This window comes from Sporosarcina sp. resist, from assembly GCF_014302295.1.
In the GTDB taxonomy this organism is placed as follows: domain Bacteria; phylum Bacillota; class Bacilli; order Bacillales_A; family Planococcaceae; genus Sporosarcina; species Sporosarcina psychrophila.
In genome coordinates, this window is sequence record NZ_CP060287.1 from 1,521,592 (window position 1) to 1,541,241 (window position 19,650).

20 protein-coding genes, 1 pseudogene and 1 riboswitch are annotated in these 19,650 nt (G+C 40.5%); of the genes and pseudogenes, 20 read left to right on the plus strand and 1 reads right to left on the minus strand.

Going from position 1 to position 19,650, the window contains the following annotated elements:
- The first annotated feature begins 5 nt into the window (after positions 1 to 5).
- From H7992_RS07675 to H7992_RS07700, 6 genes are all read left to right on the plus strand, one after another.
- Positions 6 to 476: an S-ribosylhomocysteine lyase gene (locus tag H7992_RS07675; RefSeq protein ID WP_187047167.1), complete on the plus strand. Its 471-nt coding sequence runs from the start codon at positions 6 to 8 to the stop codon at positions 474 to 476.
- Positions 476 to 1,408 carry a PLP-dependent cysteine synthase family protein gene (locus H7992_RS07680; RefSeq protein WP_187047168.1) on the plus strand — a complete coding sequence of 311 codons (933 nt, stop codon included), beginning with the start codon at positions 476 to 478 and terminating at the stop codon, positions 1,406 to 1,408. The genes H7992_RS07675 and H7992_RS07680 overlap by 1 nt, the downstream gene beginning before the upstream one ends.
- Before the next feature lie 3 nt (positions 1,409 to 1,411).
- Complete coding sequence (locus H7992_RS07685; protein ID WP_187047169.1) at positions 1,412 to 2,545, plus strand: bifunctional cystathionine gamma-lyase/homocysteine desulfhydrase; 1,134 nt, start codon at positions 1,412 to 1,414, stop codon at positions 2,543 to 2,545.
- A gap of 158 nt (positions 2,546 to 2,703) precedes the next feature.
- The gene (locus H7992_RS07690; protein ID WP_187047170.1) at positions 2,704 to 4,443 is read left to right on the plus strand and encodes a methyl-accepting chemotaxis protein; all 1,740 of its coding nucleotides are present in this window, start codon (positions 2,704 to 2,706) and stop codon (positions 4,441 to 4,443) included.
- 68 nt (positions 4,444 to 4,511) lie between these two features.
- On the plus strand, positions 4,512 to 4,955 hold the full coding sequence (locus H7992_RS07695; protein ID WP_187047171.1) for an OsmC family protein: 444 nt from the start codon (positions 4,512 to 4,514) through the stop codon (positions 4,953 to 4,955).
- Between the two features lie 136 nt (positions 4,956 to 5,091).
- The gene (locus H7992_RS07700) at positions 5,092 to 6,192 is read left to right on the plus strand and encodes a DUF2087 domain-containing protein (protein ID WP_187047172.1); all 1,101 of its coding nucleotides are present in this window, start codon (positions 5,092 to 5,094) and stop codon (positions 6,190 to 6,192) included.
- 540 nt (positions 6,193 to 6,732) lie between these two features.
- On the opposite strand, the gene H7992_RS07705 is transcribed toward H7992_RS07700, so the two are convergent.
- A complete protein-coding gene (locus H7992_RS07705) occupies positions 6,733 to 7,290 on the minus strand; it encodes a GbsR/MarR family transcriptional regulator (protein ID WP_187047173.1) in 558 nt (185 codons plus the stop codon).
- A gap of 218 nt (positions 7,291 to 7,508) precedes the next feature.
- Here H7992_RS07705 and H7992_RS07710 point away from each other — a divergent pair, with 218 nt between their 5' ends.
- From H7992_RS07710 to lepB, 14 genes and pseudogenes are all read left to right on the plus strand, one after another.
- Positions 7,509 to 8,771, plus strand: a complete 1,263-nt coding sequence (locus H7992_RS07710; RefSeq protein WP_067207174.1) for a quaternary amine ABC transporter ATP-binding protein — start codon at positions 7,509 to 7,511, stop codon at positions 8,769 to 8,771.
- Complete coding sequence (locus H7992_RS07715) at positions 8,764 to 9,615, plus strand: ABC transporter permease (RefSeq protein WP_067207181.1); 852 nt, start codon at positions 8,764 to 8,766, stop codon at positions 9,613 to 9,615. Before H7992_RS07710 ends, H7992_RS07715 begins: the two co-directional genes overlap by 8 nt.
- The gene (locus H7992_RS07720; protein WP_067207184.1) at positions 9,612 to 10,511 is read left to right on the plus strand and encodes a glycine betaine ABC transporter substrate-binding protein; all 900 of its coding nucleotides are present in this window, start codon (positions 9,612 to 9,614) and stop codon (positions 10,509 to 10,511) included. The genes H7992_RS07715 and H7992_RS07720 overlap by 4 nt, the downstream gene beginning before the upstream one ends.
- Before the next feature lie 215 nt (positions 10,512 to 10,726).
- A riboswitch (FMN riboswitch) is annotated at positions 10,727 to 10,874 on the plus strand.
- A 77-nt stretch (positions 10,875 to 10,951) separates the two neighbouring features.
- A pseudogene (ribD, locus tag H7992_RS07725) lies at positions 10,952 to 12,015 on the plus strand (bifunctional diaminohydroxyphosphoribosylaminopyrimidine deaminase/5-amino-6-(5-phosphoribosylamino)uracil reductase RibD).
- 6 nt (positions 12,016 to 12,021) lie between these two features.
- Positions 12,022 to 12,672 carry a riboflavin synthase gene (ribE, locus tag H7992_RS07735; protein ID WP_067207188.1) on the plus strand — a complete coding sequence of 217 codons (651 nt, stop codon included), beginning with the start codon at positions 12,022 to 12,024 and terminating at the stop codon, positions 12,670 to 12,672.
- A 13-nt stretch (positions 12,673 to 12,685) separates the two neighbouring features.
- Positions 12,686 to 13,879: a bifunctional 3,4-dihydroxy-2-butanone-4-phosphate synthase/GTP cyclohydrolase II gene (locus tag H7992_RS07740; protein WP_187047175.1), complete on the plus strand. Its 1,194-nt coding sequence runs from the start codon at positions 12,686 to 12,688 to the stop codon at positions 13,877 to 13,879.
- 12 nt (positions 13,880 to 13,891) lie between these two features.
- Positions 13,892 to 14,356 (plus strand): 6,7-dimethyl-8-ribityllumazine synthase, encoded by a 465-nt coding sequence (gene ribE / locus H7992_RS07745; RefSeq protein ID WP_067207194.1) that lies wholly within the window; start codon positions 13,892 to 13,894, stop codon positions 14,354 to 14,356.
- A gap of 248 nt (positions 14,357 to 14,604) precedes the next feature.
- Entirely contained in the window at positions 14,605 to 15,444 is an 840-nt protein-coding gene (locus H7992_RS07750; RefSeq protein ID WP_187047176.1) for an amino acid ABC transporter substrate-binding protein, read from the plus strand.
- Complete coding sequence (locus H7992_RS07755; protein ID WP_067207199.1) at positions 15,431 to 16,132, plus strand: amino acid ABC transporter permease; 702 nt, start codon at positions 15,431 to 15,433, stop codon at positions 16,130 to 16,132. Before H7992_RS07750 ends, H7992_RS07755 begins: the two co-directional genes overlap by 14 nt.
- A 35-nt stretch (positions 16,133 to 16,167) precedes the next feature.
- The gene (locus H7992_RS07760) at positions 16,168 to 16,902 is read left to right on the plus strand and encodes an amino acid ABC transporter ATP-binding protein (RefSeq protein WP_067207201.1); all 735 of its coding nucleotides are present in this window, start codon (positions 16,168 to 16,170) and stop codon (positions 16,900 to 16,902) included.
- Between the two features lie 127 nt (positions 16,903 to 17,029).
- A complete protein-coding gene (locus tag H7992_RS07765) occupies positions 17,030 to 17,377 on the plus strand; it encodes an ASCH domain-containing protein (protein ID WP_187047177.1) in 348 nt (115 codons plus the stop codon).
- A gap of 8 nt (positions 17,378 to 17,385) precedes the next feature.
- Positions 17,386 to 17,829, plus strand: coding sequence for a hypothetical protein (locus H7992_RS07770; protein WP_067207205.1), 444 nt, complete (start codon positions 17,386 to 17,388; stop codon positions 17,827 to 17,829).
- A gap of 417 nt (positions 17,830 to 18,246) precedes the next feature.
- Entirely contained in the window at positions 18,247 to 18,756 is a 510-nt protein-coding gene (locus H7992_RS07775; protein ID WP_187047178.1) for an RNA polymerase sigma factor, read from the plus strand.
- Entirely contained in the window at positions 18,753 to 19,541 is a 789-nt protein-coding gene (lepB, locus tag H7992_RS07780; protein ID WP_187047179.1) for a signal peptidase I, read from the plus strand. The genes H7992_RS07775 and lepB overlap by 4 nt, the downstream gene beginning before the upstream one ends.
- The last annotated feature ends 109 nt before the right edge of the window (positions 19,542 to 19,650 follow it).

The window sequence follows — 19,650 nt, forward strand, 5'->3', positions numbered from 1 at the left end:
CTACGATGAAAAAGTTGAATGTTGAAAGTTTTAACTTAGATCATACGAAAGTTGCGGCACCGTACGTGCGTTTAGCAGGGACGAAACAGGGAAGTCATGGTGATGAAGTGTATAAGTACGATTTACGTTTCACACAACCTAACAAACAGTTTATGAAAATGGACGCACTACATTCCATCGAGCATTTAATGGCGGAGAACATTCGTAATCATTCTGATAAAGTTGTGGATCTTAGTCCGATGGGTTGCCAAACAGGCTTTTATTTATCTGTTATTAATCATGATGATTACGAAGATATTCTAGTCATTTTAGAAAATACTCTGCGAGATGTACTCGTAGCGACGGAAGTGCCAGCGTGTAACGAAGTGCAATGTGGGTGGGCCGCAAACCATAGTTTGGAAGGTGCCAAAGAGTTAGCGAGAAGTATGCTTGCGAAAAAAGATGAATGGCGCCACGTGTACGAAGAGGAAGTGTAATGAAAGTTTACGGCAGTGTACAAGAATTAGTTGGAAACACGCCGGTTGTTGAGATTAGTCGTATTCATATTCCAAATAATTGTCGGATATTCGCGAAGCTAGAGTATCTAAATCCAGGGGGAAGCGTAAAGGATCGACTCGGATTAACACTCATTGAGGATGCAGAGCAATCGGGAAGCTTGTTGCCAGGTGGAACAATTATTGAAGCGACGGCGGGAAATACGGGTATCGGCTTGGCTCTTGCAGCGATTGGGAAAGGCTATCATGTGATATTTGTCGTTCCAGAAAAGTTTAGTTTAGAAAAACAAACACTTATGCGTGCACTTGGTGCTGGAATCATCAATACACCAACCGAACTAGGCATGAGAGGTGCGATTGAGAAAGCGAGGGAGCTTGTTTTACAAACACCCGGTGCTTTTACACCATCACAGTTTTCAAATCCCGCAAATCCGGCGACTTATATGAAAACACTTGGACCCGAATTATGGCGTGATTTAGATGGGGAAATCGACGTTTTTGTTGCGGGAGCGGGGTCTGGTGGTACATTTATGGGGACCTCGCAGTTTTTGAAAGAACGCAACCCGGGTGTGAAAACAGTTGTCGTGGAACCTGAAGGCTCTATACTCAACGGTGGAGCAGCAGGATCTCATGTAACAGAAGGAATTGGAATGGAGTTTTTACCAGACTACATGGACCCAACGTATTTTGATGCCATTCATACAGTTAGCGATGAGGACGCGTTCATGCAATTGCGTTCATTGGCGAAAAATGAGGGGTTGCTCGTTGGAAGTTCTTCTGGCGCTGCATTCTATGGTTCTTTACGTGAAGCTGAAATTGCGAAAGCGGGAAGCCATATCGTTACCATTTTTCCTGATTCAAGTGAGCGTTATTTAAGTCAGAACATCTATGATCTATTTAAAGGGAGAGAATAATTCATGCGTGCAAAAACGAAATTAATCCACGGCGGTATTGTTGGAGATGCAACGACAGGTGCTGTTTCCACACCAATATATCAAGTTAGTACGTACAAGCAACAGTCAGTTGGTCAATTTAACGGGTATGAATATTCACGTACAGGTAACCCAACTCGTCATGCGCTAGAAGTATTAATTAGCGATTTAGAAGGCGGAAAAGCGGGCTTTGCTTTTGGCTCCGGAATGGCAGCGATTAGTTCGGTTATGATGTTATTTAGTAAAGGTGACCATATTGTTCTAACAGACGATGTATATGGTGGAACATACCGTGTCATTACGAAAGTGTTAAATCGCTTTGGCATCTCGGCAACATTCGTTGATTCTAGTGATATCACGAAAGTAGATGAAGCAATTAAAGAAAATACAAAAGCGATTTTCGTGGAATCCCCAACGAATCCACTGTTAAAAATAACGGATATTGAAGCTGTTACTAAGCTTGCAAAAGAAAAGGGATTGCTCACAATTGTCGACAATACGTTTATGACCCCATATTTTCAACAACCAATCGCTCAAGGCGCAGATATTGTATTGCATAGTGCGACGAAATATATCGGAGGTCATAGTGACGTCGTAGCAGGGCTTGTCGTGGTAGCAACAGAGAAACTTGCAGAGGATTTACATTTCATTCAAAACTCGGTGGGCGCTATTCTTGGGCCACAGGATTCATGGTTATTGATTCGCGGTATAAAAACGCTCGGACTTCGTATGGAAGAGCATAATGTGAATGCGCAGAAAATCGCGGAGTTTTTAGATGGACACGCGGCAGTGGGGAAAGTGTATTATCCGGGACTTAAAACACATCCGGGCCGAGAATTGATGACAAGGCAAGCGACCGGCTTCGGTGGTATGATTTCGTTCGATGTTGGAAGCGAAAAGAAAGCTGATGAGTTGCTTGCAAAATTGCGCTACTTTACGCTTGCGGAAAGTTTAGGAGCAGTTGAAAGCTTGATTTCTATACCTGCACGCATGACACATGCGTCAATTCCGCGTGAACGCAGATTGCAACTGGGGATTACAGATGGTCTTGTACGCATTTCGGTAGGAATTGAAGATGTGGAAGATTTACTTGAAGACTTGGCAAAAGCGTTAGCATAACAGTACGAAAAGCTATTCACATTCATCGTGAATAGCTTTTTTTCGTTCATATAAAAAAGACATTCAAAATTCTATACAGAAAATTTACACACTCTTTACAGGAAATTTACACGTATATGAGAAAATTGAGTATAAATTCCTGTGAGGTGGTTATTAAATTGAGTCGATTGGCACAAGAAGTCGTTAAGAAGATAAGATTTGGAAAAGTAAACTGGACGAATGTATCTTCTAGAGTTACCAACATCACATTTAAAACTCGATTACTTTTCGCAATTCTAACAATCCTGCTAATATCCACGGTTACAATAGGATTCACAGCATATGAAAAAATGACGAAAAGCACTATTGAACTCGTCTCTTCCCATTTGGAACGAGAGGTGACAATTGTCAATGATCTAGCGAAAACATTGATGTTGATACATATCGGGAATAAGGAAAATTTTATGTCTGCTCTTGAAGAGGCTGTTAAGAGGCAGCATGTATCCTTAACTCAAGATGGTTATAATGCAACGATGTTTTACTCAAAAGATGATCAACTGATTCCCTTTGCGGTTAGTAAAAATACGAATCTGAGTTTGTCCAATCAAATTGTGGAGAAAATCAAACAAGACGGTAAAGGTATTTTACATGAAACAATCCAAGGAAATCCGCATACTATTAGCTATTATCGTGTTCAAGAGTTAGGCGGGGAATTTGTTATTGTCGTTCCGGACAGTGATTATTTGGCGGATACGAAAGAAATGGGAACCCAAATTTTGATATCGATCCTAATTGCGTTAATCATCGCATTGTTACTGATTGCGCCGACGATTCACCGAATGACGAAACCGATAATTGTATTGCAACAAAAAATGCGCATGGTCAGGGAAGGGGATTTAGGAGTCGATTTGGCGATTCAATCTTCTACACCTGAATTCCAATCGCTCATTAAAAGCTTCAAGATGATGATTGAAAGTATGTCCTATATGCTCGTGGAAATAAAAAACACTAGTATACAACTAGCACAGACTGGAAGTCATTTAAACGTCAGCTCAACTGCGCTGCTGACAAAAAATGATTATTTGAATGCTCAGGTTTCAGAGTTGGAGACGATTGCTGCAGAGACGGTTTCTGTATCAGCAACACAGCAGCAAGCCTTCCAGCAGATGAAAGTTCAAATGGCTACGTTGTTTAATGAAATGGAAGATGTTTTTCATGAGTCAACGATTACAAAACAAGTCGTGAAAACAGGAGAGACTTCAACAATCGAGGCAGCAAAAATGATGAGAATCTTCTTCCGAAGTATGGAAAGTGTCATTCAAACGATTGATGAGTTACATGAAAAGTTCATGTCCGTTTCTAGTGTAGTTAGCACCATTGATAGCATTACTGACCAAACGCGTATGCTTGCATTAAATGCGAAAATCGAAGCAACTAGAGCTGGAAAAGCAGGAGCAGGATTCTTAGTGGTAGCAAATGAGGTCCAACGATTAGCGGAGCAATCGGCTAACGCTACAGGAGAAATTAAAGGTACTATTTTACAAATGGAACAATCCGTTGATAGGACTACTTTGAATATAGAAGAGATGCAAGTAGATGCAATAAATTTTGAAAGTATTACACAAGAAAATAGTGGGAATTTCAAGGCCGCTGCAGATCAAATCAAGGTATTGGATCGAAGGTTATTTGTTATGAAAGATCACTTGAACTCGTTGGAAAGCGGACTACCGTTATTGGAGGCATCTACGAAACAAGTAGAAAATGTTTCCGAAAAAAATAAAAGTAATGCAGCTCAAATGATGCGCGCATTTCAGGAACAATTTGAAGCGATGCAAGCTGTTGAAAAAACGGGGTCAGAGTTATCTTCTCTTTCCAATAAACTGTTGGTTAACGCCAATCAATTCACTACTTCAATTTGATTTACTGAATCGACGGATAGTAACCTGTATAATGAAAGAAACAAAATAGTCAAAGGGGGACTTTTCTTATGGCACAACATCACTTCCATTTAAAAGCTGACTGGCCAGGTTTACGGAATGATATAGGAACAATCGATGCGGGAAATTTAAAGACGGAGATTTCAATTCCACCCGAAATGGACGGGCCGGGAATTGGTACAAATCCGGATGAAATGCTGCTAGGTGCAGCGGCGACATGTTATATTATTACACTTGCGGCTATGATGGAGCGAAGTAAATTGGAGAAAGTCGCCTTGACGATGGAGTCAGTTGGTGTTGTCGATGTAACGAACGGTGTCATTACATATAAAAAGATTATTCATAAACCAGAAATCGTATTGAAAAAGGACGCAACTGAAAAGGATGAAGCACTGGCACACAAGCTTGCGGAAAAAGCTGAAACGTCCTGTATGATTAGTCGTGCTATCAAAGGAAATGTAGAAATTGAGTTAGATACAACTGTAATAAAATAGAATGCTAAGATGTTCAAAAACCGTGCTCTATGGAGTGCGGTTTTTTTATACAGAAAAATAAGATTGTATTTAACGTAGATGAAGTGTATATTTGTTTATATAAAAACAGTGTGGAGAGAAAGGTGTTTATGTTTAAATGGATATGTCACTAGATTACCCGGTAGAAGTTATGGAAAAGGGATACATCGAAGAGAATCGTTATTATCGCTGTTTATTATGTGGTGAAGAAGTTGAAAAAGGGATCATTTATCCTGTAGGAGATGTACTTTTCACAGATTGGCGTTATATGGAACACCATATTGAAAGGACGCATGGCAGTGTTTTTGAACGATTACTCTCAGGTGGTAAGGAACAGACGGGGCTGTCCGACCAACAGTCGAAATTGCTTTCTTTGATTTACGCAGGAAATTCAGATAAAGAAATTCAACAGGAACTGAAAATCGGAAGCATGTCGACGATTCGTAATCATCGTTTTTCATTACGCAAAAAAGAAAAACAAGCAAAAACACTGCTGGCTCTCATGAATTTAGTGAAACGGCAACAAGAAATCGTAACAGATGAACCGAATATCGATAAGCCGAATGAGAAATCATTTGAACCTTCAACAGAATTAGCGCGCTATTTCTCTGAGGAGGATGGGCGTTTGAAAACACTACGTATGAAAGAGCAAGAAAAAAATCGCCTGCTAGCAGAAATTGCGTTGCTCTTCAAACCGAATAAAGTGTATTCAGAAGGTGAAGTCAATGCAATTTTGGTGACGATCTTCGAAGATTATATGCTGTTACGGCGGGAGATGGTCGACCGTGATGTGTTAACGCGTAATGCTGAAGGAAGTGCATATCGCCTTGTGCAAAGTCTAGAAAAAGGAGATGTCGATGAAATGGATTTTAAAAAAGAAATGAAATTGAAGGCGAAAGAAGATAAACCGAGTTATGGAATATTTCAAATCAAGAATGTAAAGAACGGGAAGCTTTTTGTAAATTCGACACCGAATTTCAAAACATTGAACGGATTAAAATTCATGTTAACTACCGGTGGGCATAAAAATAAAGAACTACAAACCGATTGGGATGAACATGGAAAAGACAATTTTGAAATTGAAATACTTGAAACGATAGATGAAAAGGATTGGCAGGGGATTAGTAAAAGTAAAATCCTTGAGAAGCAGTTGGATAAGTGGGTAGAAGAGTTACAGCCATATGGGGAAAAAGGATACAATCGTATTAAAAAAATGTGATAGACAGTTAAGAAGACACGTCTGTTGATTAACCATTTATTTGTATAAAACACTGTTGAGTAAGGCTTGGGAAATCCATTTTGACTGGACCATTTCGAGCACTCTAGTACCCTGTACAATTTGTTCCTAGCTTACTTTTAGCAGAGATTATGCATCTATCCATGTGATGTCTTATAGAAAGTGACACTTCTTTAAAATAAATAAGAAAAAACCATATAGAAATTATCAGCCGCCAAAATTACATCTTTGGCGGCTTTTATCCAGGTAGACAATCGTCTATTCTTTTGTCCCAAAAAGCTTTAGCACTTCGTGTACTAATGTATTTGGAGCGCGACGGATGAAGGACCACTATACGATTACCGAAAAATATGTAGGGATGCGACAAAGTCGCATCCCTACATATTCAGATATCCCGGTAGAAGTCATTCAATCCAAAGCAATCTAAAATAAATCATACACGTAGCGCGCCCATAGTGTGATCAAGTTATTTACTGGCCGTCTTTTTCATGTCTACCAAGGCGCCTTCCGCTTTTCTTATGTTCACTTATTGGGCGTATCCTGTTCAGGCTTTTTAATTGGCACGAGATTAAAAATATCATGATCTTCAAAAGCATCAACAAGACGATCAAGCCAATCGTAATAATCTCGTAGGTATAGTAATTTTTCAATATCTATAGTTACTTCTTCTCTCAATTCATCATCTATCGCGGGATCGTTCACAAGTCCTTCCAGTTCAGCCAAAGATCTTCTTATTGCAGCTGAATGAAAGGAAACAGATCTTCTCCACTTTATTGAAAATAGGTCGATAAAGCTTTGATACCAATCATCCTTCACTTGATAAAGGTCTTTTCGGACCCCTCTTTTCCAAGCACGTTCCACTAACTTCAAATCGGATAGTGCTCTGACAGATGTGCTCATGCTCGTTTTGCTCATCCCGAGTTCTTCTGTCATGTCATCCAATGTTAACGGCTCATTATGAAAAAACATCGTGCCATACTGTCTTCCAGCAGAAGGTGTAAGACCATAAAGATGTATATTTTGTGCGATGGATTCAATAATCCGCTCACGAGCTTTTTCAAGTTTTTCATTACCGTTCATACAACGTCTTCCCTCCACTATAACCGGCATTTATTAACCGATCCAGCTCATTTCTTATAGCGTATTATATCCTATCTTAAAAAGCAATTCGTAGCAATAAAAGTTCGTACAGTTTTTTCTGTACAAACCATTTAAATTGAGAAAACGGTTGTAATGCAAAAAAAAGACAGCTATACTAGAAGACATTCGTCAGTTTTGAAAATATAAGGAGTGTATGTATGAGTGAACAGATTGCCAGTAAGAAAATCCAAGTGATAAACACCACAAAGATTTTCGGTAAAAATGCGAAGCGGGCTTCCCAGCTTCTAAATGAAGGAAAAACAAAAGGTGAGATTTTGAAAGCCACCGGCGCAACAGTCGGGGTGAAAAATGCATCATTCGATGTGTACGAAGGTGAAATATTTGTCATTATGGGATTGTCAGGTAGCGGAAAATCAACGCTTGTTAGATTACTGAACAGGCTGATTGACCCAACAATGGGCAATATCCTGCTAGACGGTGAGGACATCGTTGGGATGAATAAAGAACAACTTCGTAATGTAAGGCGTAAGAAAATTGGAATGGTATTTCAAAACTTCGCACTCTTTCCCCACAAGACGATTCTTGAAAACGCGGAATATGGCTTAGAAATCCAAGGAGTAGCGAAGGCAGAACGTCAAGTCAAAGCGAAAGAATCCTTAGGACTAGTCGGACTTGCAGGATATGAAGATCAATTCCCTAGCCAGCTGAGCGGAGGCATGCAACAGCGTGTTGGTTTAGCGAGAGCGCTAGCTAATGGACCAGATATTTTGCTGATGGACGAAGCATTCAGTGCGCTTGATCCGTTAATCCGCAAAGATATGCAAGACGAATTATTGCAACTTCATAATGATATGGGGAAAACAATTATTTTCATTACGCATGACTTAGATGAGGCACTTCGTATAGGCGACCGCATTGCATTGATGAAAGACGGGGAAATTGTTCAAGTGGGTACGCCCGAAGAGATATTGATGAGTCCGTCGAATGAATATGTAGAACGCTTTGTTGAAGATGTGGATCTTTCTAAAGTATTGACAGCGGGACATATTATGAAAAAAGCAGAGACGGTTCAAATCGACCGTGGAGCGAGAGTAGCTCTTCGAATGATGAAACAACTTGGGATATCTTCAATTTACGTTGTCGATAAAGCAAAGCGTCTTTTAGGTGCGGTCACGGCCCAAGATGCGAGTTTGGCTATTGAAACAGGGAAGACACTTGAAGAAATAATGATTACCGACCTTCCGATGATTCTTCTGGATACCGTGCTAATCGATCTGTTCGATATCGTATCGACAGCGGTTATTCCGGTTGCAGTCGTTGATGAAAATAACAAGCTACAGGGAATTATTATTCGTGGTGCATTGATTGGTGCATTATCAGGTGATAATCAGTTTATCAATAATAACGGAACTTTCGATTCCGATGAACATACGGATACGGAGGCGAAGATAAATGGATAAATATTTACCTCGTTTGCCATTTGCGGAGTGGATTGACAATGGAGTCGATTGGCTCGTACTAACTTTCGGTACAGTGTTTGACGGGATTTCAGATTTTCTCAAAGGAATAGTTGAAGGATCAGTGGAATTGCTCGATATCGTGCCATCTATTTTACTTGCCGTGCTATTTGCCTTGCTTGCGTGGTTCGTATCTACTCGCCGCATTGCCATATTTACATTGTTCGGCTTGCTGTTCATCGATTACTTGGGTTATTGGTACCCGATGCTGCAAATGCTAGCGCTCGTACTCACCTCTGTATTCTTCGCACTGATAATCGGAATTCCAGTCGGTATCTGGGGATCACAACAAGCGACAGCAAGAAAAATCATCAATCCCTTATTGGATTTGATGCAAACCATGCCGGCTTTCGTTTATTTATTGCCAGCTATATTCTTCTTTAACATCGGGGTCGTCCCAGGTGTTGTGGCATCTGTTATCTTCTCAATGCCGCCAACAATTCGTTTGACAATGCTTGGAATAGAACAAGTTCCGAAAGATTTAATCGAAGCGACAGAAGCATTTGGTTCTACTACTTGGCAGAGATTGAGCAAAGTACAAATTCCGCTTGCAAAACCTACAATTATGGCGGGTGTCAACCAAAGTATTATGCTTTCCCTATCGATGGTCGTTATTGCATCGATGGTTGGTGCGCCAGGGCTTGGTGAAGAAGTTTATCGAGCTGTTACACAACTGAAAACGGGTGTTGGTTTTGAAACCGGATTGTCCATCGTTATCGTAGCCATCATTTTAGATCGCATCACGCAACACGCAGGAAAGAAAAAACAAGGGGGAACTAAACTATGAAATTAACAAAAAAAGTATTAGGACTTGGAGCGGTTGCTCTGCTTGCAGTAGGACTTGCTGCATGTGGCAGTGACAAGAATGAAGCAGACGGAGACTCCACGAAAACAGTTGGTGAATCAGTAGACTATAAGATTACAGGTATCGATCCAGGTGCAGGTATCATGGAAGCTACTGAAAAAGTACTTACAGAATATGACCTTACAGATTGGGATCTAACAACAGGTTCAAGTGCGGCAATGACAGCTTCACTGAAAAAAGCTTATGACAAAGAGCAACCGATTATCGTTACAGGTTGGACACCGCATTGGAAATTTGCGAAATACGATTTGAAATATCTTGAAGATCCAAAAGGTGTGTACGGTGGGGAAGAGCAGATCCGTACAATCGGAAGAATCGGATTAGCAGAAGATCTGCCAGAAGCGCACCAAATCTTATCGAAGTTCAACTGGACTGAAGAGGATATGGGAGAAATAATGGTAGCTATTCAAGAAGGTGAAAAAGAAGACGCGGCAGCACAAAAATGGGTTGAAGCAAATGAAGAAAAAGTGGCTGTATGGACAGAAGGCGTTGAAAAAGTTGACGGCGACAAGATCAAACTTGCTTACGTTGCATGGGACAGTGAAATCGCTAGTCATAACGTCATGAAAATTGTTTTAGAAGATATGGGTTATAAAGTGACATTAACACAAGTTGAAGCAGGTCCATTATGGACTGCAGTTGCTGACGGTAGTGCAGACGCATCGCTTGCAGCTTGGATGCCATTAACACATAAAACATATGCTGATAAATTCGAAGGTAAATTCGAAGAACTTGGCGTCAATATGGAAGGTGTCAAAGTCGGTCTAGTGGTACCGAAGTATATGGACATCGATTCAATTGAAGACTTGAAGAAATAAGTAATAGAATGTCAGTGTTATTTAAACGCGAGCAATAGGATAATGAACCCGGAAGAACGCTGTAATATGCAGCGGTTTCTCGGTTTTATTATATGTTGCAAATGCAATGGTATTCTTATTTCATCATATATAGAAGACTCAGCTCTGTTCAATCAGACTGAGTCTTTTTTGATTTTATGGCAGCAGTATGATAACTTTAAGTCGGCACGTATAAACAAACTCTTCGGGGCAAGGTGAAATTCCTTACCGGCGGTGATCGAGCATAGCTCGTCAGTCCGTGACCCGTCCTTCCTTGCTTGGAAGGCGGTGGAGCTGGTGAAATTCCGGCACCGACAGTTATAGTCTGGATGGGAGAAGTTGTTTGGATATACGTGCTGTGCTTGCAGGCTCTGCCCTTTCAAAAAACGAAAGGGGGAATGCCAATGGACCCTCAACATTATATGAGACTTGCTCTTGAACTGGCGCGTAGTGCACAAGGACAAACCTCGCCAAATCTACTTGTTGGTGCTGTTTGTGTGAAAGACGGCCGGATTTTAGGGACTGGTGCGCACTTGGAAATTGGGACAGCTCATGCTGAAGTGCATGCGCCGGCAATGGCAGGTGCGAATTCTATTGGTGCGGATCTATACGTGACACTGGAACCGTGTGCCCATACTGGGAAAACAGCTCCGTGTACAGATCTCATTATTTCATCTGGAATTCAAAGTGTTTTTGTTGAGTCTATCGATCCGAATCCCTCCGTCAATGGAGCGGGAATCGGGCTTCTTAAAGTTGCTGGGATTGAAGTCATTACCGGCATTTTACAGGAAGAGGCAGAGCAGTTAAACCAAGCATTTTTTCATTTCATCAGATACGGGAAACCATACGTTACCTTGAAAGCCACCGCAACTCTTAACGGTAGACTTTCAACGCAGAACGGGGACAGCAAATGGATTACTTCGGCTGCATCACGAACCGATGTCCATCACCTCCGCCATACCCATGATGCTATTTTGGTAGACGTACAAACCGTACTTCACGATAACCCTTTCCTCACCACCCGTTTGCCCCATGGTGGAAAGAACCCAATTCGAATTAATTTAGACCGGCATCTCAGGACGCCAAATCAGCGAATGTTGTTACAGACCGCGCTGTAGAAACAGTTATTTTTACACTCGATTCAACACATTCTGAAACTACTTTTTTTGAACATCCTTTAGTTTCAATTAAAAGGATTTCAGAAAACGTATCTTTTTTGAATGAAGTTTTAAAACGTTTTGCTGATAAAGAAATCATGACGTTGTTCGTTGAAAGCGGTAGCAAAGTTCATTCCAATTTCATCAATGAAGGTCTCGCAGATGAACTGTATTTGTATATGGCTTCGAAATTATTCGACAACGGTTCTTCATTGTTCATGAATGATACTTGGAACCTAATGGCAGAAAGCGAATCCCTGCGTTTTTTAGATGTGCGACAAAAAGGAGACGATTTCAGCTTTCATGCCAGGTTTCTGAAGGAGGATTGACAGCAGTTGTTTACTGGGATTATTGAAGAAGTAGGAACAGTTTCAGCGGTTAGGCCAGCGGCGAATTCTTTGCAACTATCAATCCGTTGTAGCAAAGTGCTTAGCGATGTTAAAAAAGGCGATAGTCTGGCGGTGAATGGTGTCTGTTTGACGGTATCAGATTTCTCGAGCAATCATTTTACAGCTGATGTCATGCCTGAAACTGTTAAAGCGACAACGCTTCAAGCATTGCGTACGGGAAGTCCAGTTAACTTAGAACGTGCGATGGCGGCGAATGGTCGTTTCGGCGGACATATAGTCAGTGGACATGTCGATGGCACTGGCGAAATTGTTTCGGTTAGACAAAAAGAAAATGCAATCTATATGGAAATCAGTATCGCAACTAAATTATTGAAGTATTTTATCCCAAAAGGTTCAGTAACTGTGGATGGAACATCACTTACTGTATTTGGTGTGACGAGTATTGGTTTTATCATCTCATTAATTCCAGTCACGCAAGGTGACTCAATCATCGGCCGAAAACGGGCTGGGGATCGAGTGAACGTAGAATGCGATATGCTCGCGAAATATATAGAACGGCTAATAACTACAGACAAAGAGAATCCAACTGGCGGTTTAACAATGGATACCCTTATCGCCAGTGGATTCCTCAGTTAAGGGGGCAAAGCAGATGTACTCTACCGTAGAAAAAGCAATTGAAGAACTAAAAAAAGGAAAAGCAATTATTGTCGTTGACGACGAAGACCGAGAGAACGAAGGTGACTTTGTTGCACTTGGTGAATTCGCTACACCCGAAATCATTAACTTTATGGCGACGGAAGGCCGTGGATTGATTTGCGTGCCGATAGACGAAGAGAAATCGCGACAGCTTGAACTCGGACTTATGACAGAAAATAATAGTGATGTGCACGGAACTGCATTTACGATTAGCATTGATCATGCGGATTGTCATACTGGAATCTCTGCATTTGAACGGTCGGAAACAGTATTAAGGATGCTAGGGACTGAAGCAGGTCCAACAGACTTTAGAAGACCAGGACATATATTTCCGCTAATAGCGAAGTCTGGCGGCGTCCTAAAGCGCTCTGGTCATACAGAAGCTGCTGTAGACCTCGCGAAGCTCGCGGGAGCAGAACCAGTCGGCGTCATATGTGAAATTATGAACGTAGATGGGACAATGGCGAGAGGTCCACAGTTGAAAGAGATAGCTGAACGATTTGATCTTGTTATCTTAACAATTCAGGAACTAATTGCTTATCGTCGCATCAATGAAAAACTTGTTGAGCGCATTGTAGATATTAGTCTGCCAACAGATTTTGGAGATTTTAAAGCAGTCGCTTTCGTTGAAAAAGAAACAGGGCATGAACATATTGCTTTGGTAAAAGGTGATATCGAAGATGCTGAAAATGTACTCGTCCGCGTTCATTCGGAATGTTTGACAGGCGATGTCTTTGGCTCATGTCGATGTGATTGTGGTCCGCAACTTCAAGCTGCACTTGCACAGATTGAAAAAGCCGGAAGAGGCGTCTTACTCTATATGCGTCAGGAAGGTCGTGGAATAGGTCTCGTCAATAAAATGAAGGCCTACAAGCTGCAGGAAGAAGGATACGATACTGTTGAAGCCAATGAGAAATTAGGATTTCCAGATGACCTTCGAGATTACGGCATCGGTGCACAAATACTGCGGGATCTCGGTTTAACGTCGATTCATCTTCTGACGAACAACCCGCGTAAAATTGCTGGAATAGCAGGACACGGGTTAGAAATAACAGAGCGCATTCAAATCGAAATGCCTGTTAAAGTGGAGAACAAAATTTATATGGAAACAAAGAAAAATAAAATGGGACACTTATTGCATAATTGAGGGGGAATAATGATGAGAACAATTTATGAAGGACATTTAGTTGGAACAGGGCTTAAAGTTGGAATCGTGGTAGCAAGGTTCAATGAATTCATTACAGGAAAATTACTAAGCGGAGCGGAAGATGCATTGCTTCGTCACGGAGTAGCCGACAGTGATATCGCGGTTGCTTGGGTGCCAGGTGCCTATGAAATTCCGCTAATAGCGAAGAAGATGGCGGCTTCCGGTAAGTACGATGCAGTTATCACACTTGGTACAGTTATCCGCGGAGCAACACCGCATTTCGACTATGTATGTAATGAAGTGGCTAAAGGGGTCGCGGCCATCAATCTGCAGGAAGGCATCCCGGTTATTTTCGGTGTCTTGACAACAGACACGATTGAACAGGCAATTGAACGTGCGGGAACGAAAGCCGGCAATAAAGGATGGGATGCAGGGAATGCAGCGATTGAGATGGCGAATTTGTTGAAACAGATATAATCGTTGATAAATAGAAGGCACAGTTTTCGGTTATCCGGAAACTGTGCCTTTTTTAATATTTCAACACCCGCGTACATGTTAGTTAAGGAAATGTAGTAGTAGAGTGAATAATGTGGTTAGTTTTAGGGATTCCGAGGTATAAAGAATAAAGGAAAGGTTTTTTGAGGAAACTATTTTTTGACGAAGTGCATACAATGTTGTATGATGCTAATAACCAAGTAAGTTAATATGAATTAAGGAGAATGGGTATGAAGAAATTTAGTTTACGCGTAATTCTACTATTTACAGCAATCATTTTACTTGCTGCATGCGGAAACGCTAATAAAGGAAATACAAGTGGTAGTGAAGAGTCTAAAGGAAACAGTGATTCAGGAAAGAAAACGGAAGATTTACTTGTGAAAATACAGGATGAAGGCAAGTTAACAATCGGGACAGAAGGAACATATCCACCATTTACATTCCATGATGAGAAAGGGGAACTTACAGGTTTTGACGTTGAAATCGCAAGAGAAATAGCGAAACGACTCGGGGTAGAGCCTGTATTTCTAGAAACGCAATGGGATGCGATTTTCGCAGGGCTTGACTCTAAACGGTTCGATATGATTGCAAACCAAGTAGGGATTCGTGAGGACCGTATTGAGAAATATGACTTTTCGGAACCGTACATTTCATCATCTGCAGTCCTCATTACAAATACTAGTAATAAAGATGTGACAAGCTTTGAAGATATTAAAGGGTTAAAGTCTGCGCAGTCATTAACGAGTAACTATGCAGACACTGCAAGATCTTACGAGGCTGAAATTGTGGGTGTTGAAGGATTTAACCAAGCTATTGAGCTCATCAATTCCAAACGTGTAGATGTAACGATAAATGATAATTTATCTTTCTTAGACTTTATGAAGCATAAACCAGATGCACCTGTCCAAATTGTGGCGACAGCAGATGACGTTTCACAAAGTGGTTTAATGTTTAGAAAAGGTAATGAAACACTTGTTAACGAAGTAAATAAAGCACTAAATGCAATGATTGAAGACGGAACATACTTAAAAATCTCCGAGAAATGGTTTGGTGAAGATGTCCTTAACTAATATTTTAGCTAACCCAGAGAAAGTACAAAGACTTCTAGATATTGCCCTAACATCCCTTTGGCCATTGCTGGAGGGAGCTCTTTACTATACGCTTCCTTTAACGTTTCTTTCTTTTTTCTTTGGAATTATTCTTGCAGTATTAACTGCGTTAGGAAGAATATCAACAAGCAAGCCGCTACAAATTATCGCAAGAATTTATGTATCTGCAATTCGTGGAACGCCTTTACTCGTACAACTATTTATTTTGTTTTTCGGATTGCCAACGGTCGGAATAGTTATAGATCCATTTCCAGCCGCCGTCTTCGGATTTTCATTGAATGTAGGGGCGTATGCTTCAGAAGTGATTCGCGCAGCAATACAATCGATACCGAAGGGACAGTGGGAGGCAGCACATACGATTGGCATGAACTATACCCAAACGCTTAGGCGAATCATTTTGCCGCAAGCAACGAGAGTATCTATCCCGCCTTTATCGAATACATTTATTAGTCTTGTGAAAGATACATCGCTGGCATCGCTTATTTTAGTGACAGAAATGTTTAGAAGGGCTCAAGAAATCGCTTCTGCAAACTATGAGTTTTTATTACTTTATACTGAAGCGGCGATTATCTATTGGCTCATTTGTTTTATCCTTTCCTTAATTCAAGACAGAATCGAACATCGGCTGGATCGATATGTGGCTAAGTGATAAGTTGAAAAAACAACTGTTAGAAGGTGCAAACTATGATTTCAATAAAAGGCTTGTATAAAAAGTTCGGGGACCTTGAAGTGTTAAAGGGAATTGATTTGGAAGTGAATAAAGGGGAAGTTGTAGTTGTCATAGGTCCATCAGGCTCTGGTAAAACGACACTGCTTAGATGTTTGAATATACTGGAAGTCCCGACAGCCGGGACTATAACCCTTGATGGCCACGAAGCAGACTTTTCTAAACGTGTAGCAAAAAAAGAAATTGACTATTTTAGAAGTGAAACAGGTATGGTGTTTCAGAATTATAATTTGTTTCCTCATAAGACTGCTCTTGAAAATGTGATGGAAGGGCCAGTCATCGTAAAAAAAGAAGCTAAAGATGTAGCACGGAAAAAAGCTGAGAACTTGTTAAATAAGGTTGGATTAGGTGATAAGTTCGACTTCTATCCTTTTCAACTATCAGGGGGGCAGCAGCAGCGGGTAGGGATTGCAAGGGCGTTGGCATTGGAACCAAAAGTAATGCTGTTTGATGAGCCTACATCTGCGCTAGATCCTGAATTAGTCGGTGAAGTGCTGCAGGTCATGAAAGATCTTGCCAATGAAGGAATGACCATGGTTGTCGTTACACACGAAATGCGTTTTGCACAAGACGCAGCCGACGAAGTTATTTTTATAGATAATGGAAAAGTAGTTGAGCGAAATAAACCGAGCGAACTATTTACAAATCCAAAAGAAGAACGAACCCGACAGTTTTTGAACTTAATTTCATAACTAAAATATACGAAAAGATAGCCGATACGCTTGGTTATCTTTTTTGTCTCAGATCGAGAACCTCGCTAAAATTGTTAACAATAGTTATGATAGAGGAGATGTTATTTTATGAAATGAGGCGATTTACATGAGTGAACAATCAAATGTAGTACTACCTAAAAAAACGTGTACGATTGAAAAGCTAGTTACGATACCCAAAGATGTTAAAAAAGTGCTGAATGGCGAAAAGACAGCTACTCGCCGTAATGGTGTTTATGCAGATCTTGGTGAAATTATGGTACTCGACGGGAAAGAGTTTAAAGTAGATACAATTTATTCACAGACGCTCGGCGAAATGACGGACGAACATGCACAACAAGAAGGTTACACAACGATGGAAGAATACAAACAATCTATTCTCGCGATGCATGATAAAATGCCATGGTTACCGACGATGAGTGTTTGGGTGCATGAATATAGCCCAGTAGAGAAATGATGTTCTGAATGAATTCAGGAATCTATGGCGCGATTGTCTTTTTGCATGTTATCAGTGCTGTCCTTGCCATAGGTCCATTATTTCTATTGATGCCGATTATTAAGCGAGTGCGTGGCGTTGAAACGGACATTGAGCAAGTCTACTTGTCTATTATCAATGTCATCATTCGCTTGGTCATGCATGCAGGACATGTTCTCGTCTACACGGGTGTCCTTCTATTGGTATTTGGACCTTGGCCATGGTATACGTCATGGGTAATCATGACGCTTGCTGTTTTGCTACTATCTGGAGTTTTCCTAGCAAGAGGATTTACGGTTGTGCTACGAAGATTTAAGAATCCAGATGCTGATAAAAATAAGATACTTGATCGTTTAAATGGTACTTCATGGCTCTATATCGGCCTTATGCTAATCATGCTCTGGCTCATGGTTCAAAAACCGATGCTTTGGTAGATAACCCGCGATACATAGGAAAAGACGTGCATCTAACTGGTGCATGTCTTTTTTGATATTTAATTCTACAAGCATTTTGCCATAGCTTATGGCAATTGATGAAACTGTCATGGCAAGTACACGAACTGTCATAGCAATTGATGAAGCTGTAATGGCAAGTACACGAACTGTCATGGCAATCATTAAAACTGTCAGTGAAAGCCTGAACTGTCATGGCAATCGATGAAACTGTAATGGCAAGTACACGAACTGTCATGGCAACCAATTAAAACTGTCAGTGTAAGCTTGAGCTGTCATAGCAATCGTCAAAACTGTTGGGATGAGTCAACCTATAACCACTTGTAAGTAAAGCAGGCACATTATTTCATATTTCCGACTCCTTTTTGAAAGTAGTTCGTCTAGTAAGGGTGAGGGGCAGTGGAGAAAAGTCTAGAACAGCTTTATGTAGAATATAGTGATCGCATTTATCGATATATCTTTTTACAAGTCCGTCAGAAGGAGTTGGCGGAAGATCTGACCCAAGAAACTTTTTATAGAGCGTTCAAAAATATTCATTCGTTTAATAAACAAGCTAGTATGTTGACATGGCTATTGAAGATAGCTAGAAATGCTACGTATGATCATTTCAGGCGGAAAAGGATCATTCGATTTTTCAGTCTTGATAAAGATCTGAATGTGGATACAAGCAATCTTTCGCTGGAAGATGAATTACTGAAAAAGGATATGACTGTAAGGTTGTACAATGCGCTAGCTAGTTTGAAGCCAACCTATCGTGACGTCCTTATTTTACGGAAAATCAACGAAAGCTCGATCAAAGAAACAGCATATATCTTAGGGTGGACTGAGACAAAGGTGAAATCAACAATGGTGCGGGCATTTGCTGCGCTGAAAAAAGAAATGTACAGAATGGAGGGGGAGAACGGATGAATGACTTCGATGAATTTGATGGTGAGTTTAACGAGTTGAAGGATGTTGATAGATTAGAAACTGATCGAATGATTAGCTTGGAGAAAGTCATTGCTAAAAGTGGAAAAAAGAAATTTAATATGCTCCCACTAATTTTTTCTAGCTTTGCCATCTTTGCTGTTGGACTATTTTTAATGATGACGATTAAAGAGTATACATCTGAAGTTGAAAGTCAGAAAACAATCATTGATGATCAATCCGTCCCTGAAATTCCAATGGTCGAAGTAGAGTCAAATATGATCACTGTAGAATACGGAATAGATAATATGGACAAAGGAAATCACGATTATGAAACAATAGGTACTGGAAAAAGAATTGTAGTAGAGCCAAGAGTCTCTGGCTTTCAACGCGGGGACGTTATTTATTTTGCAACACCGAAGTATTCAAATGGAAATCCAAATTTAAATCTAGCAGGGAATTATATATCAAGAGTTGTGGGCTTACCAGGAGAGAGAATTGAAATTAGAGAAGGTCAGCTATATATTGATGAAATGAAACTAGAGTCTTTTTATTCATTTCCAACCGTAAGAGGAATGAATAAAAAAAAGTATTTGGAAACAGTCGATTCTCAAAATTCCTCTATGACTGAAGAAGATTTTGAAGAAAGCATGGAAGCCATTTTAGTACCAGAAGGCACAGTATTTGTGCTGGGGGACCAGTGGTGGAGAAGTATAGACAGCCGTCACTTCGGACCTTTATCATTAAGCCAAGTGGAAGGGAAAGTAATAGGATATGGAATTGAATAATAAAATAATATGCCTGATAGCCTATTATTTAGGGGATCATAAATAGTTTAAATTTAAATCGTCTGTAATTGAAAAAAGCTCACCAAGTCACAATCATTGTGATTTGGTG